General features: G+C 38.9%; 21 protein-coding genes. 13 read left to right on the forward strand and 8 right to left on the reverse strand.

The features are described 5' to 3' along the window. Positions 1-4 precede the first annotated feature (4 nt). A complete protein-coding gene (locus AXE83_RS05195) occupies positions 5-1675 on the forward strand; it encodes a formate--tetrahydrofolate ligase (RefSeq protein ID WP_060955676.1) in 1671 nt (556 codons plus the stop codon). 90 nt (positions 1676-1765) lie between these two features. Here AXE83_RS05195 and lysS read toward each other — a convergent pair whose 3' ends face one another. The 5 genes from lysS to AXE83_RS05220 form a co-directional block, all read right to left on the reverse strand. Continuing rightward, complete coding sequence (lysS, locus tag AXE83_RS05200) at positions 1766-3256, reverse strand: lysine--tRNA ligase (RefSeq protein ID WP_060955677.1); 1491 nt, start codon at positions 3254-3256, stop codon at positions 1766-1768. Between the two features lie 134 nt (positions 3257-3390). Then, positions 3391-4017 carry a histidine phosphatase family protein gene (locus AXE83_RS05205; RefSeq protein WP_060955678.1) on the reverse strand — a complete coding sequence of 209 codons (627 nt, stop codon included), beginning with the start codon at positions 4015-4017 and terminating at the stop codon, positions 3391-3393. Next, complete coding sequence (locus tag AXE83_RS05210; RefSeq protein ID WP_060955679.1) at positions 4014-4499, reverse strand: aminoacyl-tRNA deacylase; 486 nt, start codon at positions 4497-4499, stop codon at positions 4014-4016. The genes AXE83_RS05205 and AXE83_RS05210 overlap by 4 nt, the downstream gene beginning before the upstream one ends. After that, positions 4499-5341 carry a DUF368 domain-containing protein gene (locus AXE83_RS05215; RefSeq protein WP_049526116.1) on the reverse strand — a complete coding sequence of 281 codons (843 nt, stop codon included), beginning with the start codon at positions 5339-5341 and terminating at the stop codon, positions 4499-4501. Before AXE83_RS05215 ends, AXE83_RS05210 begins: the two co-directional genes overlap by 1 nt. 109 nt (positions 5342-5450) lie before the next feature. Next, the gene (locus AXE83_RS05220; RefSeq protein ID WP_060955680.1) at positions 5451-6251 is read right to left on the reverse strand and encodes a glycoside hydrolase family 25 protein; all 801 of its coding nucleotides are present in this window, start codon (positions 6249-6251) and stop codon (positions 5451-5453) included. Positions 6252-6407: 156 nt separating this feature from the next. Here AXE83_RS05220 and glmU point away from each other — a divergent pair, with 156 nt between their 5' ends. The 8 genes from glmU to AXE83_RS05260 all read left to right on the forward strand — a co-directional run bounded on the left by glmU (position 6408) and on the right by AXE83_RS05260 (position 14208). Continuing rightward, positions 6408-7787, forward strand: coding sequence for a bifunctional UDP-N-acetylglucosamine diphosphorylase/glucosamine-1-phosphate N-acetyltransferase GlmU (gene glmU / locus AXE83_RS05225; protein ID WP_060955681.1), 1380 nt, complete (start codon positions 6408-6410; stop codon positions 7785-7787). 9 nt (positions 7788-7796) lie between these two features. Next, entirely contained in the window at positions 7797-8360 is a 564-nt protein-coding gene (locus tag AXE83_RS05230) for an NUDIX hydrolase (protein ID WP_060955682.1), read from the forward strand. Then, the gene (gene macP, locus AXE83_RS05235; protein ID WP_060955683.1) at positions 8353-8664 is read left to right on the forward strand and encodes a cell wall synthase accessory phosphoprotein MacP; all 312 of its coding nucleotides are present in this window, start codon (positions 8353-8355) and stop codon (positions 8662-8664) included. The genes AXE83_RS05230 and macP overlap by 8 nt, the downstream gene beginning before the upstream one ends. Positions 8665-8674: 10 nt before the next feature. Then, positions 8675-9370, forward strand: coding sequence for a 5'-methylthioadenosine/adenosylhomocysteine nucleosidase (locus AXE83_RS05240; RefSeq protein ID WP_049529649.1), 696 nt, complete (start codon positions 8675-8677; stop codon positions 9368-9370). A gap of 292 nt (positions 9371-9662) precedes the next feature. Continuing rightward, positions 9663-11951: a DNA helicase PcrA gene (pcrA, locus tag AXE83_RS05245; RefSeq protein WP_060955684.1), complete on the forward strand. Its 2289-nt coding sequence runs from the start codon at positions 9663-9665 to the stop codon at positions 11949-11951. 314 nt (positions 11952-12265) lie between these two features. Next, positions 12266-12526, forward strand: coding sequence for a SemiSWEET family transporter (locus AXE83_RS05250; protein WP_045763891.1), 261 nt, complete (start codon positions 12266-12268; stop codon positions 12524-12526). A 105-nt stretch (positions 12527-12631) separates the two neighbouring features. Next, positions 12632-13333, forward strand: a complete 702-nt coding sequence (locus AXE83_RS05255; RefSeq protein ID WP_060955685.1) for a response regulator transcription factor — start codon at positions 12632-12634, stop codon at positions 13331-13333. After that, complete coding sequence (locus AXE83_RS05260) at positions 13330-14208, forward strand: sensor histidine kinase (RefSeq protein WP_060955686.1); 879 nt, start codon at positions 13330-13332, stop codon at positions 14206-14208. The genes AXE83_RS05255 and AXE83_RS05260 overlap by 4 nt, the downstream gene beginning before the upstream one ends. Before the next feature lie 39 nt (positions 14209-14247). Here AXE83_RS05260 and AXE83_RS05265 read toward each other — a convergent pair whose 3' ends face one another. From AXE83_RS05265 to AXE83_RS05275, 3 genes are all read right to left on the reverse strand, one after another. Further along, positions 14248-15006 (reverse strand): ABC transporter permease, encoded by a 759-nt coding sequence (locus AXE83_RS05265; RefSeq protein WP_060955687.1) that lies wholly within the window; start codon positions 15004-15006, stop codon positions 14248-14250. A 10-nt stretch (positions 15007-15016) separates the two neighbouring features. Then, positions 15017-15925: an ATP-binding cassette domain-containing protein gene (locus AXE83_RS05270; RefSeq protein WP_060955688.1), complete on the reverse strand. Its 909-nt coding sequence runs from the start codon at positions 15923-15925 to the stop codon at positions 15017-15019. A gap of 270 nt (positions 15926-16195) precedes the next feature. Then, a complete protein-coding gene (locus AXE83_RS05275; protein WP_060955689.1) occupies positions 16196-17005 on the reverse strand; it encodes a Cof-type HAD-IIB family hydrolase in 810 nt (269 codons plus the stop codon). 179 nt (positions 17006-17184) lie between these two features. On the opposite strand from AXE83_RS05275, the gene AXE83_RS05280 reads away from it, so the two are divergent. The 4 genes from AXE83_RS05280 (at position 17185) to AXE83_RS05295 (ending at position 26078) form a co-directional block, all read left to right on the forward strand. Continuing rightward, the gene (locus AXE83_RS05280; protein ID WP_060955690.1) at positions 17185-17856 is read left to right on the forward strand and encodes a CPBP family intramembrane glutamic endopeptidase; all 672 of its coding nucleotides are present in this window, start codon (positions 17185-17187) and stop codon (positions 17854-17856) included. A 131-nt stretch (positions 17857-17987) separates the two neighbouring features. Next, entirely contained in the window at positions 17988-21239 is a 3252-nt protein-coding gene (gene rexB / locus AXE83_RS05285) for an ATP-dependent nuclease subunit B (RefSeq protein WP_060956374.1), read from the forward strand. Then, complete coding sequence (gene addA, locus AXE83_RS05290; RefSeq protein WP_060955691.1) at positions 21236-24883, forward strand: helicase-exonuclease AddAB subunit AddA; 3648 nt, start codon at positions 21236-21238, stop codon at positions 24881-24883. Before rexB ends, addA begins: the two co-directional genes overlap by 4 nt. Before the next feature lie 16 nt (positions 24884-24899). Continuing rightward, a complete protein-coding gene (locus tag AXE83_RS05295) occupies positions 24900-26078 on the forward strand; it encodes a hypothetical protein (RefSeq protein ID WP_060955692.1) in 1179 nt (392 codons plus the stop codon). Positions 26079-26160 lie beyond the last annotated feature (82 nt).

The raw sequence follows: 26160 nt of genomic DNA on the forward strand, positions 1-26160 counted from the left end.
TGTTATGAAAACAGATATTGAAATTGCACAGAGTATCGAGTTAAAACCAATCGTTGATGTTGTAGAGAAACTTGGCATCTCTTACGATGATTTGGAATTATATGGAAAATACAAGGCTAAGCTTAGTTTTGATAAGATTCGTGAAGTGGAAAGTAATCCAGTCGGTAAATTGATCCTGGTTACAGCTATCAACCCAACACCTGCTGGTGAAGGAAAGTCAACCATTACCATCGGACTTGCTGATGCTTTGAATAAGATTGGTAAGAAAACGATGATTGCTATTCGCGAACCTTCTCTTGGACCAGTCATGGGGATTAAAGGTGGTGCAGCTGGTGGTGGTTATGCCCAAGTTTTACCAATGGAAGACATCAACCTTCATTTTACTGGGGATATGCACGCTATCACAACTGCAAACAATGCTCTCTCTGCCTTGATTGACAATCACTTGCACCAAGGAAACGAGCTAGGAATTGACCAACGTCGTATTCTTTGGAAACGTGTTGTTGACTTAAACGACCGTGCTCTTCGTCATGTAACTGTTGGACTCGGTGGTCCTCTTAATGGAATTCCTCGCGAAGATGGATTTGATATTACTGTTGCTTCAGAAATCATGGCTATCCTTTGCTTGGCAACTGACATTGAAGATTTGAAACGTCGCTTGGCAAATATCGTCATCGGTTACCGTTATGACCGTACACCTGTTTCAGTGGGTGATCTACAGGTTGAAGGTGCCTTGGCATTGATTTTGAAGGATGCTATCAAACCTAACTTGGTTCAAACAATCTATGGAACACCTGCCTTTGTACATGGTGGACCATTTGCCAATATCGCCCATGGCTGTAACTCAGTTTTGGCAACGAAAACGGCTCTACGTTTAGCAGATTACACAGTGACAGAAGCTGGCTTTGGTGCAGACCTTGGTGCAGAGAAGTTCCTGGATATCAAGACTCCAAACTTGCCAACAGCTCCAAGTGCAGTAGTCATTGTAGCGACTCTTCGTGCCCTTAAAATGAATGGTGGAGTTGCTAAAGATGCTCTGACAGAGGAAAATGTGGAAGCAGTACGTGCTGGATTTGCAAACTTGAAACGCCACGTTGAGAATATCCGTAAGTTTGGTATTCCAGCAGTTGTTGCTATCAATGAATTTGTCTCTGATACAGAAGCAGAAATCGCAGCCTTGAAAGAACTTTGTGCTTCAATCGATGTTCCAGTCGAACTAGCTAGCGTATGGGCTGATGGAGCTGAAGGAGGAGTGACTTTGGCTGAAACTCTCGTCAAAACAATTGACGAAAACCCAGCTAACTATACACGTTTGTATGACAACGACCTTTCTGTTCAAGAAAAAATTGAAAAGATTGTAACTGAAATCTATCGTGGTAGCAAAGTAAACTTTGAGAAGAAAGCTAAAACCCAAATTGCACAAATCGTTCAAAATGGTTGGGATAAACTACCAATCTGTATGGCTAAGACTCAGTACAGTTTCTCAGATAATCCAAACGCACTTGGAGCACCTGAAAACTTTGAAATTACCATTCGTGAATTGGTACCAAAACTTGGTGCAGGCTTTATTGTTGCCCTTACTGGTGATGTCATGACCATGCCTGGACTTCCAAAACGTCCTGCCGCTCTCAACATGGATGTTGAAAGTGATGGAACTGTTCTTGGATTATTCTAATTGAACAACAAAAAGACAATCTCGAAATCGAGTTTGTCTTTTATATTAATACTAAAAAATCTCCTAGAATGTGACTAGGAGATTTGTATTTTATTTCATAGTTGGGAAGAGCAATACATCACGGATAGTAGTAGTATCAGTGAGGAGCATGCAGAGACGGTCGATACCGATTCCCAAACCACCTGTTGGAGGCATACCATATTCAAGTGCTTCGATGTAATCGTAGTCAATGCCTGTTGCTTCATCGTCACCAAGTTCTTTGGCTTTAGCTTGAGCTTTGAAACGGCTAAGTTGGTCGATTGGATCATTCAACTCAGAATAGGCATTTCCGTATTCTTTAGTCATGATGAAGAGTTCAAAACGGTCGGTAAAGCGCTCGTCTTCAGGATTCTTCTTAGCAAGTGGAGATACAGCTACTGGATGTCCATAGACAAAGGTTGGTTGGATCAACGTTTCTTCTACATATTCTTCAAAGAAAGCATTGATAATGTGCCCAACTTCAGTATAGTGTTTCTCAACTGGAACGTTCTTCTCAGCAGCAATAGCTTTTGCTTCTTCGAAAGTCATGTCTTGCCAGAAATCGACACCTGTAATTTCCTTGATAGCATCAACCATGTGAACACGTTTGAATGGTTCGTTGATCTTGATTTCAGTACCTTGGTAGTTGACTGGGCCATCGCCTTTAACAGCTTTAGCAGCGTGTTGGATAATGCCTTCAGTTAAGTCCATAATGTCTTGGAAGTCTGCATAAGCTTGGTAAACCTCAATCATAGTAAATTCAGGATTATGAGTTGCATCCATTCCTTCGTTACGGAAGATACGGCCAATCTCATAGACACTTTCCATACCACCGACAATTAGACGTTTGAGATGAAGTTCTAGAGCTATCCGAAGTACCATATCAATATTTTGAGCATTATGGTGAGTGATAAATGGACGCGCAGATGCTCCACCAGCTTCATTGTGAAGAACAGGTGTTTCCACTTCAAGGAAGCCTTTTTGATCAAGATAACGACGGATTTCAGAGATAATTTTTGAGCGGGTAACAAAGCGTTCAAAGCTTTCACGGTTTGAAATCAAATCAAGGTAACGTTTACGGTAAATAGTTTCAACGTCTGTTAAACCGTGGAATTTCTCTGGAAGCGGACGAAGGGCTTTGGACAAGTGAGTAATATGTGTAGCCTTGATAGAGAGTTCTCCCATATCTGTACGCATCACTTCACCTTCGACACCAAGGAAGTCTCCTAAGTCAGCCTTTTTAAAGATTTCGTAGTTTTCTTCACCGACAGCATCTTTACGAACGTAGATTTGGATTTGACCTTCGCGGTCTTGAAGGTGGGCAAATCCAACCTTACCTTTACCACGTTTGGTAACAAGACGACCTGCAATAGTAGCAGTTTCGTTCAATTCATGTAGTTGTTCCTTATCGAGATCAGCATATTTATCTTTTAATTCTTGTGAGTTAGCAGTGCGTTCAAATCGTTTACCGAATGGATCGATTCCTTGTTCGCGGAGCGCAGCCATTTTTTCACGGCGAACGATCTGCTGGTCATTTAGTTCTTCCATATGTTCTGTTGACATTTTTTCCTCCTAGTTTTTACTCAATTCTTGATACGATGAGTCTTTTTTGCGGTACTCCCATTTTATCATAAAAGTCAAATAAATTCACGGATATTCTACAAAATCTAAAAAGAACTTAACAGTGATTGCTAAGTTCAGTTATTATCTTGGTAAGAAGTGTCGTTCCAGACTATGAGGTTGAAGTTTGTAAAGTCTTGGGTTTCCAGAATAGTAACACTAGCATTTGCTAGACCCCCATCTTTTCTAAGTAGCGGAGTATCATATCCTAGAAGAGTTCGAATACTGGCTGTAAGATTGGCTCCGTGACCAACAATCATGACATGTTCAAAAGGTTTGGACTCTAATGATTTGACAAATTGAGTGGTACGCTGAGTTGTTTGATAGACAGACTCTGCACCAAACAAAGTCGAATCAAACTTAGCAAGATTGGTACGAAAAGCTTTTAATTGCTCGGGATAGATGGCTTCCAAGGTTGCAAATTTTGCTCCTTCAAGTTTCCCGAGTTGCCACTCTCTTAGAGAGGCTATTTCTACTAAAGGACAACTGACTTTCAGTTGACTTTGGATAATTTGAGCAGAAGTTTTAGCCCGAGGAAGATCACTAGAATAAATCACATCAAATGGAGTTTCTTGGAGATACTGCCCCAATTTTTTTAAGGTCTCAATGGATTCCTCAAGGAGTGGAGAGTCACCACTTGCTCCTTGAAAACGTCCCTCAAGATTCCAAAGTGTTTTACCGTGACGAATAAAATAGAATTTCATGTGTTACTTACCTCCAAGATATCTGCAAATTCAGCTTTAACAAAGGTTGCTAGATCTTGAGGGTTGATAATGATACTATGACCTACTTCCCCTGCGGAAACAATCATTTCCTCCAGTTTAATAGCAGTTTGATCGATAAAGATAGGAAAGTTATGTTTTTGACGAATCCCAACTGGATTATTGGCACCGTGGATATAGCCTGTTGTTTTTTCTAGGTCTTTTTGTGGAATCATGCTGACTTTCTTATTACCAGAAATCTTAGCTAGTTTCTTTTCAGAAAGATGTTCAGTGATAGGAAGGATACCGATAATGGGTCCAGTCTTATCTCCCAGCAGTGCTAGAGTCTTAAAAATCTGACTCTTTTCATAACCTTGAGGCATCTCACCTTCCAGGGCATTAATTTGAATACCTGTATGGTTTATTCCTGCCTTGGTTAAAATTTGTTGGACCAAGGTTTTCTTGACTTTTACTTTTTTTGCCATTATTTATACTTATCCTCCAATTGACTCATCCAGATTCCCAACCAAATCCCTAGTGCAAAGAAGAAAGCAATCAGTACATATGAAACTAGAGACAAACCACTGTAACTGATACTTTCAGCATTGCCAGCGTTTGGAATAAGGATCAAAAGTGTACTTGATAGTACAATTCCAATGATAAAATGATACACACGTGAGTGATATAGGCGAAGAGCGTAGTCCATGAATTTTGAAAAGATAATCAGAGTGATAAGAAGCCCAATCCCAATTGGTAAGAAGGTTCCTAACAAATCAAAAGTCTTGAACCCTGTTAACATAGGGCCATAAAGCCCAAGAATCAAGAGAAGATTGGAAGGACTAAGCCCTGGAACCAAAATTCCAAGCGCCAACAAACAACCAGCCAGTGTAAAGTTAAGGAAGCTTGCAGATAGAGAACCAACTACAAAATTCAAGGCGTAGAGGGCAAGACCTGAGATGATGAAGGTTGCCCAAAACCATATGTGGTCAACCTTATCTCTGTCAGAATCACGAGTTGATTCTTTGACAAGACTTGGGATGGTACCAATGATAGCTCCAGCAAAACTCCACAATACATAAACTTGATAATTTTCTAAAAGATACTCAATTGGATAAGAGAAAAGTCCGATGCCCAGTAACATCCCAATACCGACAGGAAGGAAAAAGAGCAAATCTTCTTTTAAATTCTTAAAAGGATGGGCAAGAAAACGAATCATTCTCTCATAAATTCCTAAGATAGCGGCAAGAACGCCACCAGAAATCCCTGGTAGAATGAAACCTAGGGCGATTACAATTCCCTTAATAATTTTTGATAGCCATGATAACATAGAGGGCCTCCGAGATTTATATTCTATATAGATAAAACAGTGATTTAATACTGAAAAATAAAGAAAAGCAAGCAGAAAGCAATGTCTGACTTGCTTATTGTGATAGTGATTAAGGATTTAAAAATAATTTTCTAAAGGTTTCTTCCTTGTTCTTTGATGAAGAAATGAGGTTCAAATCGAGGTGATGTTCAAATCCACCAAGATTTCCATGGGAAGTGTATTGGTGAAGGTCGTAGCTAAGATCTGTTTTTGGAGCACTCTCATAGTGACCTGAGTTGGTTCCATAGGAAGGTATCCAGATAGCCGAGTAATTATCAATGCTGATACTATGTTCCTCCATAAAGTAAACACCAACATAGATACCAATATTTTTTGCTCCCAATGAAGCTAATTTGGCACGAAAGGCCTCAACGCCCTGATTCATGTCAGACATAGTCTTTTCTTCAACATCAAGCCAATAGTAGCTAGGATTGTAAGGAGAAGCGGCGTTATAGAAGGCTTCAGCAGCTTTTTCCATTTCTTCGACATTTTTTCCAGCTACATAGGCGTAAACAGCAACTGGAACATTTCGTTTTTGGAATTCAGTGATATGTTCTTTATAAGCCTTATCGACTCCATTTTTGAATGAAGAATCGTTTTCAATAGAAACTTGAGCTCCACTATGAACCCGAACAATCGCACCTGAAATATTTTGAGTTAAGGTGTCATAATTAATCTCAGATGGTCTTTGCCAGCCAGAAACATCAATAATCGGCTTGTTGATATTATGTAAAGCTTGAGTTTCTACTTGAACTGGATTTTGCTTTGTTTTGACTGGATGGTCTTCAAACTTGGGTCTGTTAATGATTAAAATACCCAAGATAGTCGCTAATACAGTAAAAATAAAAACAGGATTTATTTTCTTTCTCATACTTTTATAGTGTATCGTAAATGGTGAAAAAAATCAAAAAAAAATACTCGAAATCATGTAGAGAATGCGATGTTTTAAAGCATTTGCCCTCTTTTGTGTTTGAATGAACAAATTTATGATATAATATAAGGGAATTTCTATAGAAAAGAGAAAAATATGGCAAATTATGCAGTTATTTTAGCAGCGGGTAAAGGTACTCGTATGAAATCAGATCTACCAAAAGTCATGCACAAGGTTGCAGGAATTTCTATGCTGGAGCATGTTTTTCATAGCGTGGGTGCTATCAAACCTGAAAAAACAGTAACGGTTGTTGGTCATAAGGCAGAGCTAGTTGAACAAGTTTTAGCTGGTCAAACTGATTTTGTGAGACAGTCTGAACAAATAGGTACAGGTCATGCAGTCATGATGGCTGAGCCAATTCTTGAAGGTCTTTCTGGTCAAACATTGGTCATCGCTGGTGATACACCATTAATCACTGGAGAAAGTCTTAAAAATTTGATTGATTTCCACATAAATCACAAGAATGTAGCTACAATCCTTACGGCAGAAGCTGAAGATCCGTTTGGTTATGGACGTATTGTTCGTAACGAGAATGCTGAAGTGCTTCGTATCGTGGAGCAGAAGGATGCGACTGATTTTGAAAAACAAATCAAGGAGATCAATACAGGAACCTATGTCTTTGATAATGCTCGTCTCTTTGAAGCACTTAAGAATATCAATACCAATAACGCTCAAGGCGAATACTACATCACAGATGTGATTGGTATTTTCCGTGAAGCAGGGGAAAAAGTTGGTGCTTATACTCTAAAAGACTTTGATGAAAGTCTCGGAGTTAATGACCGTGTTGCCCTTGCGACAGCTGAAGGCATTATGCGTCGCCGTATTAACCAAGCGCACATGGTCAATGGGGTTAGTTTTGTGAATCCTGAAGCTACTTACATTGACATTGATGTTGAAATCGCTCCAGAAGTTCAAATCGAAGCAAATGTAACCCTCAAAGGTTCTAGTAAGATTGGTGCAGGAACTGTTTTGACCAACGGAACTTATATCGTTGATAGTAGTATCGGTTCAGGGGCAGTGATTACAAACTCGATGATTGAAGAAAGCACGGTTGCTGATGGTGTTACAGTTGGACCATATGCTCATATCCGTCCAGGCTCAAGTCTTGCAAAAGATGTGCATATCGGGAACTTTGTTGAAGTCAAAGGATCTAGCATCGGTGAAAATACAAAAGCTGGTCATTTAACTTATATTGGTAACTGTGAGGTTGGTAGTGATGTCAACTTCGGTGCAGGAACGATCACTGTAAATTACGATGGTCAACACAAATTTAAAACAACCATTGGAAACAATGTTTTCGTTGGATCAAATTCAACCATTATTGCTCCAGTAGAACTTGGAGATAACTCTCTTGTTGGAGCAGGTTCAACCATTACTAAGGATGTCCCAGCTGATGCCATTGCTATTGGACGAGGTCGTCAAGTCAATAAGGATGAATATGCAACTCGCCTCCCTCATCATCCTAACAATAAATAGGAGCTAACGATGGAATTCGAAGAAAAGACTATAAGTCGTAAAGAAATCTATAAAGGACCGATCTTCCAATTGGTTCAAGACCAGGTTGAACTACCTTCTGGCAAAGGTAGAGCGCAACGTGATTTGATTTTCCACAATGGAGCAGTTTGTGTCCTTGCAGTCACTCCAGAAAATAAGATTGTCCTTGTTAAACAATATCGCAAGGCGATTGAAAAAATCTCTTATGAAATTCCTGCAGGTAAACTTGAAATCGGGGAGAATGCAGATCCAGAAGCAGCAGCCCTTCGTGAATTAGAGGAAGAGGCAGCCTATACTGGCAAATTAAGCCTTGTCTATGATTTTTACTCAGCGATTGGATTTTGTAACGAGCGCTTAAAACTTTACTTGGCAAGTGATTTGACAAAAGTTGAAAATCCTCGTCCTCAGGATGAAGATGAGACTTTGGAGTTGCTTGAAGTCAGTCTAGACCAAGCTAAAGCACTGATCCAGTCAGGAGATATTTGTGATGCCAAGACCATCATGGCTATCCAGTACTGGGAATTACAAAAAAATAGTGGAGGAACCCATGGGTAAACCTTTATTAACAGATGAAATGATTGAACGTGCCAATCGAGGAGAGGACATATCTGGTCCTCCCTTGCTTGATGATGAGGAAACTAAGATTTTACCGACTTCTTCTCAAAATTTTGGCTATTCGCGAACCAGAGATCATGGTTTTAGCCAAGATACACTGACCATCGAAGTTGAACCTTCTATTCACAAAAGTCGTCGGATTGAAAATACTAAGAGAAATGTCTTTAATTCTAAATTGAATAAAATTCTTTTTGCAGTTATTTTTCTCTTGATTTTGTTGATTCTAGCAATGAGATTTATTTAAGGGGTCTATCATGAAAATTGGAATTATAGCAGCTATGCCAGAAGAGCTAGTTTACTTGATTCAACACTTGGACGATGCCAGCGAAGAAAAGGTTCTGGGAAATAGCTATCATACTGGTAAGATTGGTTCTGTCGAGCTTGTACTTGTAGAGAGTGGAATCGGGAAAGTCATGTCTGCTATGAGTGTCGCTATCCTAGCGGATCACTTTCAGGTTGATGCAGTTATTAATACTGGATCTGCTGGTGCAGTGGCAAATGGGATTGCAGTAGGCGATGTAGTGATTGCAGACAAGCTTGCCTATCACGATGTTGATGTGACTGCCTTTGGCTATGATTACGGTCAAATGGCTCAACAGCCTCTCTATTTTGAATCAGACAAAAAGTTTATCAGTTTGATTCAAGAGAGTTTGTCTAAACTGGAACAAACTTGGCATTTAGGTTTGATTGCGACAGGAGACAGTTTTGTTGCTGGAGAAGATAAAATCAAAGCGATAAAAGAGCACTTCCCTCAAGTTCTTGCTGTAGAGATGGAAGGGGCAGCTATTGCTCAAGCAGCTCACGCTTTGAACCTACCTTTCTTAGTCGTTCGTGCCATGAGTGACAATGCCAACCATGAAGCATCCGTTTCCTTTGATGAATTTATCGTAGAAGCAGGACGTCGTTCTGCCCAAGCCCTAATGACGCTTTTGCAGTCTATAAAGGATTAATAGAATAATTACTGAGAGTGGGACAGAAATCGGTAATTCGTTAGAATTCGATTTCGTCGTCCCACCTCCGCACAGTTGAGTAGGGCTGTAAAAGCTGATGAAATCAGCGTAGTAGAGCCCACTCAACCACTGCGTCTTGCTCGACAATCAAAAGAGAATTGAGAGGCTAGGACTTTTGTCCCAGCCTCTTCTTGTCTTGCCAACTAAAATAATCAGAAGGCTTCTGAGAAAAGTTATTTTCAAACTTTTTTGATATAATAGAAACATTGACTTGAAGAATAAGGAAGAGAAAATGAACGAATTATTAAAGGGAATGAATGACCGTCAAGCTGAGGCTGTTCAAACGACTGAAGGTCCTTTGCTGATCATGGCGGGTGCTGGATCTGGTAAGACTCGTGTTTTAACCCACCGTATTGCTTACTTAATTGATGAAAAGATGGTAAACCCATGGAATATCTTGGCCATTACTTTTACCAATAAGGCGGCACGTGAAATGAAGGAGCGCGCTTATGGGCTCAACCCAGCTACTCAGGACTGTTTGATTGCGACCTTCCACTCTATGTGCGTGCGTATCCTACGTCGTGATGCGGACCACATTGGCTACAATCGCAATTTCACGATTGTGGATCCAGGGGAGCAGCGGACGCTCATGAAACGTATTCTCAAGCAGTTGAACTTGGATCCTAAAAAATGGAATGAACGTACCATTTTGGGAACTATCTCCAATGCTAAGAATGATTTGATTGAAGATGTGGCTTATGCTGCCCAGGCAGGTGATATGTACACGCAAATTGTAGCTAAGTGTTATACGGCCTATCAGAAAGAACTTCGTCAGTCAGAGTCGGTGGACTTTGATGACTTAATCATGTTGACCTTGCGTCTCTTTGACCAAAATCCTGATGTTTTGACCTACTACCAGCAGAAGTTCCAGTATATCCACGTTGATGAGTATCAAGATACCAACCATGCCCAGTATCAATTAGTTAAACTCCTGGCTTCACGCTTTCAAAATATCTGTGTAGTTGGGGATGCAGACCAGTCTATCTATGGTTGGCGTGGTGCTGATATGCAGAATATCTTGGACTTTGAGAAGGATTATCCTCAAGCCAAGGTTGTTTTGTTGGAGGAAAATTACCGCTCAACCAAAACCATCCTCCAAGCTGCTAATGACGTTATCAAAAACAATAAAAATCGCCGTCCTAAGAATCTATGGACTCAAAATGCGGATGGAGAACAAATTGTCTATTATCGTGCTAATGATGAACAAGACGAGGCTGTTTTTGTAGCCAAAACCATCGATGAACTTGGTCGTAGTCAAAACTTCCTTCACAAAGACTTTGCAGTTCTTTACCGTACCAATGCCCAATCTCGTACTATTGAAGAAGCTTTGCTCAAGTCCAATATTCCCTATACCATGGTCGGTGGAACAAAATTCTATAGCCGTAAGGAAATCCGTGATATCATCGCTTATCTGAATCTCATTGCCAATTTGAGTGACAATATCAGTTTTGAGCGTATCATCAATGAACCTAAACGTGGCATTGGCCCTGGAACAGTAGAGAAAATTCGTGACTTTGCCAACGTACAAAACCTGTCTATGCTAGATGCTTCAGCTAATATCATGTTATCAGGAATTAAAGGTAAGGCAGCCCAGTCGATCTGGGATTTTGCCAATATGATTCTTGATTTACGGGAGCAACTAGACCAATTAAGCATTACTGAGTTAGTAGAAGCAGTCTTGGAAAAGACAGGCTACGTGGATATTCTCAATGCCCAGGCGACTTTGGAAAGCAAGGCTCGGGTTGAAAATATCGAGGAGTTCCTTTCTGTTACCAAGAATTTCGATGATAATCCAGATAATCAAGAAGAGGAAACGGGACTGGATAAACTCAGTCGATTCCTCAATGACTTGGCCTTGATTGCAGATACAGACTCTGGCAGTCAGGAAACATCAGAAGTAACCTTGATGACACTCCATGCTGCCAAGGGACTGGAGTTTCCAGTTGTATTCTTGATTGGGATGGAAGAAAATGTCTTTCCACTTAGTCGTGCAGCAGAAGACATGGATGAATTGGAAGAGGAACGCCGTCTAGCCTATGTCGGTATCACGCGCGCAGAGAAAATTCTCTATCTGACTAATGCTAACTCACGCTTGCTGTTTGGTCGAACGAACTATAATCGCCCAACACGCTTTATCAATGAGATTAGTTCAGATTTGTTAACTTATCAAGGTTTGGCGCGTCCAGCTAATAGTAGCTTCAAAGCATCTTATAGCAGTGGTGGTGTCGCCTTTGGTCAAGGCATGAGCCTAGCTCAAGCTCTACAAGATCGCAAACGCAACGCAGCACCAAGATCAATTGAATCAAAAGGACTACCTTTTGGACAGTTTGCTACTGGATCAAAATCAACTTTAAGTGAAACCAGCTGGTCTATTGGTGATATTGCCCTTCATAAGAAGTGGGGCGAAGGAACTGTTCTAGAAGTTTCAGGAAGTGGATCTACTCAGGAATTGAAAATCAATTTCCCAGAAGTTGGCCTCAAGAAACTCCTAGCCAGTGTAGCACCGATTGAGAAGAAGTAAGTTTTCTAAATGAATCTGATTGAGGTTGGGACAAAAGATTCCGACCTCACTTTTTATTAGCAATGAAACTTTGACGCGGTAGCTGATTGAACTTTTTGTTGGTCTTTTAGACTCCAAAAAGCTCCTAATCATCCTCGCGGGGCTGGGACTACGAAATCGAGACTTTGTCTATCGATTTCTGTCCCACCGCCATTTTTACGAATACTCTTATCACAATCTTGTGATAATTTACAAGTTTTTAACAAACAGCTTTTTAAACTTCACTATTTTTAAAAAAAGTGTATAATGGAAAATGTTTTTGAAAGGAGAAAAAAATGACTGAAAAACAAATGAAAACTTTAGGTTGGATTGCAACCTTTATGTCTGTAATGATGTATGTCTCTTATATTCCTCAAATTATGAACAACCTTGCGGGTCAAAAAGGGAATTTTATCCAACCAGCAGTAGCTGCACTTAACTGCAGTCTTTGGGTTTACTACGGTCTCTTTAAAAAAGAACGAGATATCCCTTTGGCAGCAGCCAATGCACCTGGTATCGTTTTTGGACTTATCACCGCTTTGACAGCTTTAATTTAATATAGCTATTGAACTCTTCTTCGTATTTAAGCATGAAGGAGAGTTTTTCTTTATCCGAAATTCCTAAAAAAACATGATATAATACTATCAGAAAGGTTGGTGTTTATGGCTAGAATACTTATCGTTGAAGATAATAATGAGATTCAAGAAATTTTGAGAACTCTTCTTTCTGAGGAGCATGAGGTGATTCAGGCCTTTTCTGGTACTGAAGGAATGATTCGATTTGAACAAGGTGACATTGATCTAATCTTGCTAGATATTATGCTTCCAGGAAAAAATGGCGATCAGGTTCTAAAAGCCATTAGACAAGATAGTTCAGTTCCTGTCATCATGCTAACTGCCCTAAGCGATAAAAAGCTCATCAGCCAATATCTCTTAGATGGTGCTAATGATTATATTGTAAAGCCCTTTGATTTGGATGAAATTTTTGCCAGGGTTACGGTACAGTTACGTCAAAAAAGTGACAAGCAAGCAGCTGAAATCGAACATCCAGACAAGTTGATTCAACAGTTAAAAAATATTCAATTTGATGCAGATAGTTTTGAAATCAAAAATTGCCAGGAAACTATTCGCCTAGCTAAGAAAGAATGTTTGATTCTACAAACCTTGTTGGGACATCCTAAGAAAATTTTCACGAAAGAAGAACTGTATGAATTAGTCTGGGAGGATACTTATTTACCAGGCGACAATACTCTCAACACTCATTTAAGCAATCTCCGTAAAAAATTAGGCCAACTAGATCCAGAGCAAGAGTATATTGAAACTATCTGGGGAGTTGGTGTTCGGTTAAAAGGAGATGAGCAATGATCTATATTTTACTTTCTTTGCTACTGCTGGTTATTATCCTATTGACGATAGGGTTGATTCGCTATCATCTAGCACTCGTTAACTTGAGCCAACAGATTGAAGATAAGATTCTGACTGGAAGTATGAAGAGAATCGGAGTGTCAACTTTCTCCAAGGATTTTTTACATCTTTACCAGCAAATCAATCATCTCTTTCAAGAAGTTGAGCAGTCACGGTTGATTATGAAGCGTGAAAAACAGACTTTGGACATGGCTATTAGTAATATTGCACATGATATTCGGACGCCTTTAACGATTGCGTCGGGTTATACTCAGCAATTACTTAAAACAGAAAATCCTGAGTCTGAGAGTTTGAAAAAAATTTCCCATCATCTCAATCAAGTTTCAAAACGTCTAGAGGCTCTTTTGGACTATCGTCGGTTAATGGAAGGAGCAGTTAAACCTGACTTATCTGAGTTAGAAGTCTCGACATTTATGACGCAAAAATTGCTAACCTATTATGATTCTTTTCAAACGGCAAAGATTGACCTTGATTTGCAAGTAGAACCTGGTTTGTATTTACTGACAGATTCGGAGTTATTAGACCGTATGTTACAAAATCTCATTGGCAATGTTTTAAAACATGGTAAGGATGAAGCGAGATTTTCTTTGAAGGAAGTGGACAATCATATCTGTTTGGAAATTGCTAATCTGGTTAAACAACCGATTCGTAAAATTGAAAATCTCAGTCAACGATTTTACTCTGAAAACCTTTCAGATACAGAAGAATCCTCTGGTTTAGGCCTTTATATTACTGAAGAACTATCCCATCTCCTTGGTGCAGAACTACAACTAAGTACTGATGGTGCTTGGTTTACAGTTAAGATACTCTTTTAAAACAAGCAACCTCCTCTTTTTGAATAGAGGAGGTCATTTTTATAAGCTTTTCTTTTTGAAAACAGCAAGTCCACTTATGGTAAAGAATAGAATAACAGTCACTGTAACGATAATGGTGTATAGAACAGCTTGACTATAGGCAGTCATGGCATAGGCAAAATTCAAGGACAAATAGCGTAAAATCTCGATATCTGGAAAGATAAGCATTGGTGTTGAAAGCAAGATAGAACTGATTAAATAGCCTATGAAAACAGCCAAATAAGAATGAGTCACATATAGAATGAAGGAAACAATAGATAGCCAAGCTAGAAGGCAGAGAAATTGCAGAGAAATTGTTAGAAGTAGATTGCCAATAAATCCTTCTGGCATCGTACCAACCCCGTTTAGGATAGTTGCTGGTACAAAAGCAATAACTAGGCTAACAAAAATTTGCATTAGAGCGATACTGGCTAATACAACAGATTTGGCAAAGAAGAATTCTGTACGAGAAACACCCACTGTCAAACTATTTTTATAGAGTTTTCCGATAAGATCAACTCCTAGAACTAAGCAAGCAAGGATAATGCAGAGAAAAACGAGGTTTGAACCTTGACTCGATGCGTTAATCAGGGCTTGAATACCATCCCAGCCCTTACTTGGAAGTTCAGTTTCTGGAGGTGTTGTTTCAACTGACATTAGATGTCCTGTCGCCCCAATAGTGGCTCCCATCAACATGAGTGCAAAGAGAACAATCTCTGTAATCCAAAAGCCTTTGGAACGGAAAAGACGGTAAAAGTCTGCTTGAATTGTGTGTATCATGGTGTTCCTCCTATTTTACTAATTGTGTGAAGTATTCTTCAAGATTTTGACGAGCATAGTAAATCTCATCCACGGCAACATCTGCTAGAGTAAGTTCTTTGAGAATGCGTTTGATATCTTGTTCATGACTAAAAATATGAATCTCATTGTCTGAATTAACAACTTTAAATTCAAGATGCACTTTGTCTTTTAAGATTTGACTAGCTTTTTCTTTGTCACTTGTTTTTAGAACAATATAGTCTTCATTAAGTGTCTCAAATTCGGCCTTACTGATTTCTCGAATGATTTTCCCTTGGTCCAGAATTCCAAAGCGATTGGCAACAAGATAAAGTTCTGACAAGATATGACTAGAGATGAGAATGGTCATTCCTTTCTCTTGATGCAGACGTTGAATCATTTGACGAAACTCTTTGATACCGATTGGGTCAAGACCATTGATGGGTTCATCAAGGATGAGAAAGTCTGGTTTTGATAGGAGAGCGATAGCAATGCCTAGACGTTGTTTCATCCCAAGAGAGAAATCTCGAAAAACTTTTCTACCTGTATCTGTTAACCCTACATACTTTAATGTTTCCTGAATGACTTGATCAGCATTTGGGATATGTCGAATAGTACAATAGTATTTAAGATTTTGATAGGCCGTTAAATGATTGTGAGCTACTGGGGACTCAATGACTGAACCTACTCGGGATAGGGCTTTTGTGCATTCCTTATAACTTTGACTGGAAAAGAGGGAAATAGTTCCATGGTCAGCAGATAATAATTGGGTAATGATTTTAATCAGAGTAGTTTTACCAGCACCATTCTTTCCGATAAGCCCATAGATATCTCCTTCTTTCACTGAGAGATTAAGATCTTGTAGAATGGGTTGTTTACCAAATTGTTTGGACAAGCCATGGATTTCGAGGACTGTTTTCATAGTTTTCTCCTTTAACCTTTAATACTCAATGAAAATCAAAGAGCAAACTAGAAAGCGAGCCGCAGGCTGTACTTGAGTACGGCAAGGCGAAGCTGACGTGGTTTGAATTTGATTTTCGAAGAGTATAAGATGTTTTATTTTTATAATTCTAGTATAAAGCATAGATATCAAAGAATCGTCAAGCATTTCTAAAGTGTTTCTAAAGTTTTTAAGTTTCTAAAAAATAAAAAGCCCAATTGGCTAGAAATACTAGTTGACTGGGCTTATTTTCTACAAAATATATTTCTCAATAGCGCGTGCAACACCGTCTTCTTCATTGCTGACAGTTACGGCATCCGCGAGAGATTTGACATAGTCGCTAGCATTTCCCATGGCAATCCCAAGACCAGCAAACTCTAGCATCTCAATGTCGTTATTGGCATCACCCATTGCCATGATTTCAGAAGGTTGGATATCCAAAATCTCAGCCAAACGAGAAAGTGCAGAAGCCTTAGTTGTACCGAGTGGCATTGCTTCATAGATAACTGGTTGTGAACGAACTCCGCTAAATCTCTGACAAAGTTCATCAGCAAATCGTTGTTCAAAATCATCTGTTTGTTCTTTTGTACCTAAGAACATACCCTGGAACATGCGATATTTACCACTGGTAGCTTCCTCTAGTGAAATTTCAGTCAGGTCAGAAAAGACGAGTGTCGCATCGTATTTTACGATAGGATTTGGTTCGCCTCCGAGAACGAAGTAGTGTTCCTCGTCAAAGAGAGTCAATTGAACCTCACTTTTTTCTGCAAGTTCATTCAGGTATTCAATGTCTGATTTGCTAAGTTCTCTCCAGTCAACAAGGCCCCAATCACTAGTTTGGTGGGTAGAACAACCATTGTTGACAATAACGTATTCATTCTGCAAATCTAGTCCTAGTTTCTTGTAGTAGGGAAGAACCCCAAAGAGAGGACGACCAGTACAGAGAACCAGTTTGACGCCTTTGTCTATAGCCTTATGAATGGCAGCAATATGAGCCTGAGGAATTTCTTTGGCTTCGTTGAGTAGAGTTCCGTCCATATCAAGGGCAAGTAGTTTAATCATAGTAGTTCCTTTTCACGTGTTTTGTCTATATTATAGCATAATTTAGTGGAAATAAGGATTACTATGTCAATTTAGGACGTTTCAATTACAATTCATGATTTGAAGAGGCTTTTTGGCAAATATATGCTATACTAAACTTGCAATATACTGATAATGGATAAAAAAGCAGAGGACTTCTCATGAAAAAAAGAGCAGTACAGATTTTACTAGCCTTGTTAGTAATTATTTATAGAAAGACATGGTTTTGGTGGATTTTTAATCACTTTTCAGCTAGGTTTGTGACTGCCAGTCGAGAATTTTTTCAGATTCTTGCTTTTTTAGAGCTTAGTGTAAGTCTTCTAGCTATTCTTTATTTACTAGTATTCGAAGGTAGAAGAATTCTTGAGTTGAAGTGGAAATGGAGTTATCCAGTTTATTTGCTCCTTGCTTATGGTGTCAATTATCTTTTAGATATTGCATTGTCCTTTTTAACCCCAGCAACGTCCAATCAAATCGCTTTAAATGAATTGATTGATATGACAGGGCGACAAGAGTTACTATATTTATTGCTTATTACTTGTCTGCTAGGACCAATTACAGAAGAATTGGTTTATCGAGGAGTTCTCATGAATACATTTTTGAAAGATTCACCTTGGTATGGAGATGTTTTACTATCAGCCTGTGTATTTGGCTATGTGCATGTTGCTGATGGTATAACACCACTTGCCTTTTTCACCTATGCAAGTGGAGGAGCGATTGTAGCATTCCTCTACCGAAAAACTCACTCTCTCTATTATCCTATTTTGCTCCATCTCATGATTAACATTGCTGCATTTTGGGAATTATGGGTAAATCTATTTTCAGGAAGCTAGTGCTTATCAATCAATGCCGGAAATTTCCGGTATTTTACTTTTTATCAGTAGTTTAAGAACTCTCTATTTATAGGATTAGCAGTCAAAAAATGGTATAATGAAAGGTAATGAAAAAATCAAATGAGGCAGAGATGAAACTACTTTATACCGATACTCGGACTTCTTTGACAGAAATCCTGACCAAGGAGGCTCAAGGACTGGTTGCCCAAGGCAAACGAGTCTTTTACATAGCTCCTAACTCTCTTTCTTTTGAAAAGGAACGTGCCGTGCTGGAGTGCTTGAGTCAGCAGGCTTCTTTTGCGATCACAGTCACGCGCTTTGCTCAAATGGCTCGTTATCTGGTTTTAAACGATATACCCGCGAAGTCAAGTCTCGATGATATTGGTCTGGGTATGGCTTTTTATAAGTGTCTATCAGAGATAGATGCTAAGGATTTCCGTGTTTACGGGGCTATTAAGCAAGATCCGCAATTCATCCAGCAACTAATTGAGATTTATCACGAAATGACAACTGCTAAGATGAGTTTTTTGGACTTGGAAAGTCTAGCTGACGCTGATAAACGCTCTGATTTACTCTTGATTTTTGAAAAGGTAGCAGCTTATCTGAATCAAGGTCAAGTTTCACAAGGGAGTCAATTATCATATCTGATCAATGCTATCGAAGAAAACAAGGTAAGCAGTGATTTTAGTCAGATTGCCCTAGTTATTGATGGTTTTACTCGTTTCTCTTCAGAAGAGGAACACCTTGTGAATCTGCTACACCGTAAGGGTGTTGAGATTGTCATTGGTGTGTATGCGACTAAAAAAGCTTATACAAGTCCATTTACTGAAGGAAATCTCTATCAAGCCAGTGTTGAGTTTTTGCATCATTTAGCCTTTAAATACCAGACCAAGGCAGAAAATGCTTGTCAAGACCATGAGAAACTTGATGTCTTTGCTAAATCTTCAAGATTACTGGAAAGTGCTTATGATTATTCTGAAAGTAGCTTAGAAGTGGATGAAAATGATAGAGAAGATTTGCAAATTTGGTCTTGTCTAACCCAAAAAGAAGAGCTGGAGTTAGTTGCTCGTAGTATTCGACAGAAATTGCACCAAGATTCAGAACTTAGTTATAAGAATTTTCGTATCCTGCTAGGTGATGTAGAGTCTTATAAACTGTCTTTGCAGACAATCTTTAATCAGTATCAGATTCCATTTTATCTGGGCAGGAGTGAGTCCATGGCTCATCATCCTTTAACGCAATTTGTAGAATCAGTGGGACGTCTCAAACGATACAATTTCCGTCAAGAAGATTTGATTAATCTCTTACGCACTGGCTTGTATACTGACCTTAACCAAGAGGAAATTGATAGATTTGAACAATATCTTCGTTATCTAGGTATTGATGGTCTTTCTAGTTTTAAACAAGAATTCACAAAAAATCATCATGGGAAATTTGATTTAGAAAAATTAAATAAGCTTCGTGTTCGTGTTCTAGATCCATTAGAAACGTTATTAACCAGTCGTAAGCAAAAAGCTGAGAATCTTCTTTCAAAATGGAACAACTTTTTGAAAGATGCTCATTTGACCAAGCAGTTACAAACCTTATCTGCAACGATGGAAGTAGCAGAGCAAGAAAGACAAGAGGAGGTCTGGAAAGCATTTTGCCACGTAATGGAGCAATTTGCTACGGTATTTGAAGGTTCTCAGGTCACTTTGGATGATTTCTTGGCTCTTCTTCATTCAGGTATGAGCTTGTCCAATTATCGTACAATCCCAGCAACAGTAGATACTGTCCTGGTGCAAAGTTATGATTTGATTGCACCTTTGACATCTGATTACATCTATGCACTTGGCTTAACTCAAGATCACTTGCCAAAAATTGCTCAAAACACCAGTTTGTTGAGCGATGAAGAAAGAGAAGTGCTAAACCAAGCAACTCAAGAAGGTTCTCAATTACTGATTGCAAGTCAAGAAAACCTCAAGAAGAATCGCTATACCATGCTTTCTTTGGTCAACTCTGCTAGGAAGGAATTGGTCTTATCAGCACCAAGTTTACTCAATGAAAACGAGAGTAAAGAGTCAGTTTATCTGAAAGAATTGCAGGACTTTGGTTTTAGCAAGATTGAAAAGAGAATCGACAGAAAAAATCTATCAACAGAAGATATCGGTTCTTATCACAGTCTTCTGTCTAGTCTTGTTGCTTATCACCAGCAAGGTGAGTCGGAGACAAGTGAGCAAGACTTAACCTTTATTAAGGTTCTAGCTCGTGTCATGGGGAGAAAATTAGAAGATCAAGGTCTTGATAATCCCGTCCTTCCAACAAGTCCAAAGAGCAAGACTTTAGATTCTGAAACTTTGAAAGCCTTGTATCCTGTAGATCAAGATTTCTATCTATCTACTTCTGGACTAACGGAGTTTTACCGTAATGAATACAGTTATTACCTTCGTTATGTATTAGGCTTGCAAGAAGAATTGCGATTAAAACCTGACGCTAGAAGTCACGGTAATTTCTTGCACCGTATTTTTGAACGTGCATTGAAACTTCCGAGTGATGAATCCTTTGATCGACGTTTAGAACAAGCAATCTCTGAAACTAGTCAAGAACGTGAGTTTCAAGCCATTTATCAAGAAAGCCTGGAAGCTAAATTCACCCAGGAAGTTCTTTTGGATGTAGCACGCGCTACTGGGCACATTCTTCGTCACAATTCTGAAATTGAAACCATTCAGGAAGAAGCCGTCTTCGGTGGCAAGGAACAAGCCTTTATTCAGCTAGATAATGGTCGAAATGTCTATATTCGTGGGAAGGTTGACCGAATTGACCGTTTGAAAACTTCTGATGCTATCGGTGTTGTAGATTATAAGTCTTCTTTGACTCAGTTCAAGTTCCCTATGTTTTATAATGGTCTTAACTCGCAATTACCAACCTATCTAGCTGCTCTCAAGCAAGAAGGGAATAGAGACTTCTTTGGTGCTATGTACCTAGAAATGGCTGAACCAATTCAGTCATTGCAAACTGCAAAAACTCTTTCTAAAGCAGTAGCAGAAACCAATAAGACTATGAAATACCAAGGCCTCTTTCTTGAAAAAGAGATAAAAAACCTTGGAGAGTTTTACAATAAAAATAAGACTTATCAGTTGTCAGATGAGGAATTCCAGTTGTTATTGGATTATAATGCCCTTCTCTACAAAAAAGCGGCAGAGAAGATTTTATCTGGTCAATTTGCGATCAACCCTTATACAGAAAACGGTAGAAGCATTGCCCCCTATGTTCAACAATATCAAGCTATTACAGGTTTTGAAGCTAATTATCATCTAGGTCAGGCTAGATTGTTAGATAAGGTAGCTAAGAGCAATGACAAGGAAGCATGGTTTAATAAAATCAGAGAGGAGTTGGAGCGATGAAATTTTTATCTCAAGAAGAGATTAAAGAGTTACAAATAGCAGAAGCTCAGTCTAACAAGAAACCTAAGAAAACTGCTGAGCAAATTCAAGCAATCTATAGTTCTGGTCAAAATATTCTAGTCTCAGCTTCTGCTGGTTCGGGGAAAACCTTTGTCATGGCTGAACGTATTCTTGACCAACTAGCGCGTGGTGTAGAAATTCGCCAACTCTTTATCTCTACCTTTACCGTTAAGGCAGCAACCGAGTTAAAAGAACGCTTGGAAAAGAAAATCAGCCAACAGATCCAAGAAACGCAAGATGTGGAACTAAAAAAACATCTAGGTAGACAATTAGCTGATTTACCCAATGCTGCGATTGGAACCATGGACTCTTTTACCCAGAAATTTCTGACCAAACACGGTTATCTCCTTGACCTCTCTCCAAATTTTCGTATTCTTCAGAATGAAAGTGAGCAACTTCACTTAAAAAATGAGGTCTTTCGTCAAGTTTTTGAAAGTCATTACCAAGGCAAAGAACAAGAACAATTTAGTCAGTTGGTTAAGAACTTTGCTGGTAGGAGTAAAGATGCGCGTGGATTGCGTAAACAGGTCTATATGATTTATGATTTCTTGCAATCTACCAGCAATCCTCAGGCTTGGCTAGAAGATTCCTTCTTAAAAGGTTTTGAGGAGGCTGATTTTACAGTTGCTAAAGAAACCCTTGCAGAGGAAATAAAAGAAAAACTCTGGGATTTAGAAGACTTTTTCCGTTACCATTTGGAAAATGATGCCAAGGAATTTGGCAAAGCAGCTTACCTAGAATCTGTCCAACAAGTCCTTGACGCGATCGGTTCTTTAAGCCATGAATCTACTTTTGAGCAATATCTAGAAGTTTTAGACCGAGTTGTTGGTATCTCTAAGGATAAGGGAGGTCGAGCTCTTACAAATGCCAGTCGCAAGGCTGAACTTCAAGAACTGAAAGAAGCATACAACCAAGAGAGAAAAGTCAAGTTTGAAAAGCTAATTGCACTAAATGACCAAATTACTTTATTGAAATTCCAGGAAAAATATCATCAAGAGTCTTGGGACTTAGCAAAGACTTTTCAAGTTTTCATGAGGGATTTTGTTGATGCCTATCGACAACGGAAGCGTGAAGAAAATGCCTTTGAATTTGCTGATATTAGCCACTATACCATTGAGATTTTGGAAAACTTCCCTCAGGTTAGACAAGAATATCAGAAACGCTTCCACGAAGTTATGGTCGATGAATATCAGGATACCAACCACATCCAGGAGAGAATGCTGGAACTCCTCTCAAACGGTCATAATCGTTTTATGGTAGGAGATATTAAGCAGTCTATTTATCGTTTTAGACAGGCAGATCCCCAAATCTTCAACGAAAAATTTCATAGATTTGCTCAAGATGGCAAAGAAGGTCAGTTAATTCTGCTTAAGGAAAATTTCCGTAGTAGTTCAGAGGTTCTAGATGCTACAAATGATGTCTTTAAGCATCTTATGGACGAGGAAGTTGGGGAAATTTCATACGATGGTATGCATCAACTTGTTTTTGGGAATACTGATATTCAAGCAAATTCTGAAAACAAGGCAGAAGTTCTCTTATATGATAAGGATGATGATAGTGATTCTGATGATGAGGAGGAACTTGCAACTTACAAACTGACTGGTGAGATGCGCATGGTGCTAAAGGAGATAATTCACCTTCATAATGATAAGGGTGTACCTTTCAAGGACATGGCTCTCTTAACTGCCAGCAGAAGTCGCAATGACCAGATTCTACTTGCCTTGTCTGAGTATGGTATTCCAGTCAAGACAGACGGCGCCCAATCAAACTATTTGCAATCCCTAGAAGTGCAGGTTATGTTGGATACTCTTCGTGTCATTCACAACCCTCTTCAAGATTTCGCTTTAGTGGCTTTAATGAAGTCTCCAATGTTTAGCTTTAATGAGGATGAATTAGCTCGTCTTGCTCTCCAAAAATCCGAGGATAAGGTCCAAGAAAACTTTTACGAGAAACTAGTCAATGCTCAAGCACAAACTAGCCTCCAAAAGGATTTAATTAAGACTGAATTACACAAAAAGTTAGACTTTTTCATGGAAACCGTCCAGGCTTGGCGTTTGTATTCTAAAACGCACTCACTTTATGATCTCATTTGGAAAATCTATAGCGACCGCTTTTACTATGACTATGTCGGTGCTTTACCAAATGGACAGGCCAGACAGGCTAACCTCTATGCCTTAGCTTTACGAGCTGATCAGTTTGAAAAGAGTAATTTCAAGGGATTATCTCGCTTTATTCGAATGATAGATCAGGTCTTGGAAGCCCAACATGATCTTGCTAATGTCGCTGTGGCACCACCTAAGGATGCTGTAGAACTCATGAGTATTCATAAAAGTAAGGGCCTTGAGTTTCCTTATGTCTTTATCCTTAACATTGATCAGCAATTCAACAAGCAAGATTCTATGTCTGAGGTCATCCTAAGTCGAAGAAATGGCCTTGGTCTCAAGTATGTTGCTAGAGTTGCTACAAATGCCAAAGAGGAATACGTTCCATCTACGATTAAATTATCTATCCCTAGCTTGACCTATACGCAAAACGAAGAAGAACTTCAGTTAGCAAGTTATTCTGAACTCATGCGTTTACTTTATGTAGCCATGACACGTGCTGAGAAAAAATTATATTTAGTTGGAAAAGGTTCTCGTGAAAAGTTAGAATCTAAAGAATATCCGACAAATGGGCAAGGTCTTTTGACTCGAGAAACTAGACTAGACGCTACTAATTTCCAAGATTGGATTTGGGCCATTTATCAAGCATTTTCTAAGGAGGATTTGCATTTCACTGTGCGCTTTGAAGGTGAAGAAGGCCTAACCAAAGAAGCTATCGGAGAATTGGAAAATAAAAGCCAGCTCCAAGACCAATCCCAAGCAGATAATCGCCAGTCAGAAACCATCAAAGATGCGTTGGAAATGCTAAAAGAAGTGGAAGTGTATAATGATATCCACCGTGCAGCAATCAATCTTTCAAGTGTACAAACCCCAAGTCAGATTAAGAAGTTTTATGAACCAGTTATGGATATGGAAGGTGTAGTAGTAGCTGGTCAAAGTCAACTAAAAGAAAGTACGGTTCAATTCAAGTTTCCTGATTTCTCTAAAACTAAGAAAGTTACTGGTGCTGAGATTGGTAGTGCTACCCATGAACTCATGCAGAGAATTAATCTAGCTAAGAAACCCACTTTAGAGACTTTAACAGAGGCCTTGGAGCAAGTTCAAGTAAGCTCGGATGTCAAATCCAAAATCAATCTAGGAAAAATTTTATCCTTCTTTGATACAGCTCTCGGTCAAGAGATTCTTGCAAATCAAGATAAACTCTATCGAGAACAACCTTTCTCAATGTTAAAAAGAGACGAGAAGAGCCAAGAAAACTTTGTTGTCCGTGGAATCTTAGATGGTTATCTCCTCTACGATGATAAGATTGCTCTCTTTGACTACAAGACAGATCATTATGAATATCCAAGTCAACTGATTGAACGTTATAGAGGTCAATTATCTCTCTATGCAGAAGCCTTATCCCGTTCTTATCAGATAGAAAAGGTTGAAAAATATCTAATCTTTCTTGGTAAAGACCAAGTAGAAGTCGTTAAACTTTAAAAAGAAAGGAGACATCATGTCCATTCCTGTTAGAAAAAACTTATATGATGCAGTTTTAGAGGCTTCTAAAGCCGATACTTGGGAACAAGCTACCAAAGAATGGAGTGAAGTTTCCTTGATTTTTAATGGAATCGGTCGAAGCAATTGTGTCTGCGGTAATGCTATTAAGTATGCTTATGAACTTTTTAACGGAGTTACTGGCAAACGACTTTTTCCCATTGGGAGTGACTGTGTGCGTCATTTCCAAAGAATTAGCCTAGATCAACAGCTAGAAGAGGAAGAAAAACTTCTCAGAAAGCTTGAAAATCTAACCAGAAAGGCCCAGAAAAAAGAAGTCATTCGAGTTAATAAAACAGATTTTGATGAGCGACTGATCAACTGGCTATGGGAAAAGGGAGCTTTTAAGTCAAATCGAGGCAATCAATTTTCACCAGAAAAGGATTATCAACTCTTTTTGGAAGTTTTTCAAGGTGGAAGTTGGAGTAAGGCAGAGCCTTTGAAGAAAGCTCGTATGGAAGAAGTCCTTGAAAAATTTATCAAACCCTTTCTACTTGGAAAATCTGACGATCAACTCTATCTTGTTAAACTAGGAAAAGAAAAAATTGACTATGAGCAGGAACTTCGCATCAAGGCTGAAAAGGAGCGAAAGAAGCGAGACAAGATTGCTAAACAATATGCGGATAATCTAGTTCTAGCAATGGGACCAGCTGAACGTGCCTATCAAGATTACTTTGGACTTAGCGAAACACTGAATCTAGAAGAACGCCAGTGGGAAAAGATTCTCTTCGGTAAAAATCGGACAGAACGTTCTATAAAATCAAAACAGTACCAAAGAGAACTTGAAAAGGATCAACGCATTGCTAGTCAAGATCCCCTTGAAAGAAAACAAAAGCAAATCTGGTTGCTTAACTCGTATTTTAAGGATATACCCGAAGAAAAAGCTCGATTTTCTCGACTTTTAATCATGTATCGAAAAAACGGAGAAATTCCATTTTCAACTGACTATCTCTCTAACACTTTGTTTGACTTTTTCTACAAAATGAAGGCTTTTGAATTTGAAATAGCACCTGATCAGGTACGTGATTTTCTAAAGGAATGTTTAGATGCAGAAAATCTATCGTCCGCTCAAAAATCTTGGATAGAAGGCATTTTAACCAACTGCATCAAACCTTTTTTAGAAAGAATGTTAGTATAGCAGTAGTTTTCGTCCTGCATGGAGAGAGTCATTATTGTTAAAATTATGTCTCTAAATTATTTTACATAATTTTATTTATGTA

Source organism: Streptococcus sp. oral taxon 431 (genome assembly GCF_001553685.1).
Classification (GTDB): domain Bacteria; phylum Bacillota; class Bacilli; order Lactobacillales; family Streptococcaceae; genus Streptococcus.

Bases quoted from the DNA above. Each gene is read 5' to 3' on its own strand.
- AXE83_RS05275 (WP_060955689.1), bottom strand. From the start codon at position 17,005: ATGATTAAACTACTTGCCCTTGATATGGACGGAACTCTACTCAACGAA.
- AXE83_RS05265 (WP_060955687.1), bottom strand. From the start codon at position 15,006: ATGATACACACAATTCAAGCAGACTTTTACCGTCTTTTCCGTTCCAAA.
- AXE83_RS05210 (WP_060955679.1), bottom strand. From the start codon at position 4,499: ATGGCAAAAAAAGTAAAAGTCAAGAAAACCTTGGTCCAACAAATTTTA.
- macP (WP_060955683.1), top strand. From the start codon at position 8,353: ATGGGTAAACCTTTATTAACAGATGAAATGATTGAACGTGCCAATCGA.
- AXE83_RS05215 (WP_049526116.1), bottom strand. From the start codon at position 5,341: ATGTTATCATGGCTATCAAAAATTATTAAGGGAATTGTAATCGCCCTA.
- AXE83_RS05240 (WP_049529649.1), top strand. From the start codon at position 8,675: ATGAAAATTGGAATTATAGCAGCTATGCCAGAAGAGCTAGTTTACTTG.
- AXE83_RS05270 (WP_060955688.1), bottom strand. From the start codon at position 15,925: ATGAAAACAGTCCTCGAAATCCATGGCTTGTCCAAACAATTTGGTAAA.
- AXE83_RS05295 (WP_060955692.1), top strand. From the start codon at position 24,900: ATGTCCATTCCTGTTAGAAAAAACTTATATGATGCAGTTTTAGAGGCT.
- AXE83_RS05195 (WP_060955676.1), top strand. From the start codon at position 5: ATGAAAACAGATATTGAAATTGCACAGAGTATCGAGTTAAAACCAATC.
- rexB (WP_060956374.1), top strand. From the start codon at position 17,988: ATGAAACTACTTTATACCGATACTCGGACTTCTTTGACAGAAATCCTG.
- AXE83_RS05250 (WP_045763891.1), top strand. From the start codon at position 12,266: ATGACTGAAAAACAAATGAAAACTTTAGGTTGGATTGCAACCTTTATG.
- lysS (WP_060955677.1), bottom strand. From the start codon at position 3,256: ATGTCAACAGAACATATGGAAGAACTAAATGACCAGCAGATCGTTCGC.
- AXE83_RS05280 (WP_060955690.1), top strand. From the start codon at position 17,185: ATGAAAAAAAGAGCAGTACAGATTTTACTAGCCTTGTTAGTAATTATT.
- AXE83_RS05205 (WP_060955678.1), bottom strand. From the start codon at position 4,017: ATGAAATTCTATTTTATTCGTCACGGTAAAACACTTTGGAATCTTGAG.
- AXE83_RS05230 (WP_060955682.1), top strand. From the start codon at position 7,797: ATGGAATTCGAAGAAAAGACTATAAGTCGTAAAGAAATCTATAAAGGA.
- AXE83_RS05260 (WP_060955686.1), top strand. From the start codon at position 13,330: ATGATCTATATTTTACTTTCTTTGCTACTGCTGGTTATTATCCTATTG.
- addA (WP_060955691.1), top strand. From the start codon at position 21,236: ATGAAATTTTTATCTCAAGAAGAGATTAAAGAGTTACAAATAGCAGAA.
- glmU (WP_060955681.1), top strand. From the start codon at position 6,408: ATGGCAAATTATGCAGTTATTTTAGCAGCGGGTAAAGGTACTCGTATG.
- AXE83_RS05220 (WP_060955680.1), bottom strand. From the start codon at position 6,251: ATGAGAAAGAAAATAAATCCTGTTTTTATTTTTACTGTATTAGCGACT.
- pcrA (WP_060955684.1), top strand. From the start codon at position 9,663: ATGAACGAATTATTAAAGGGAATGAATGACCGTCAAGCTGAGGCTGTT.
- AXE83_RS05255 (WP_060955685.1), top strand. From the start codon at position 12,632: ATGGCTAGAATACTTATCGTTGAAGATAATAATGAGATTCAAGAAATT.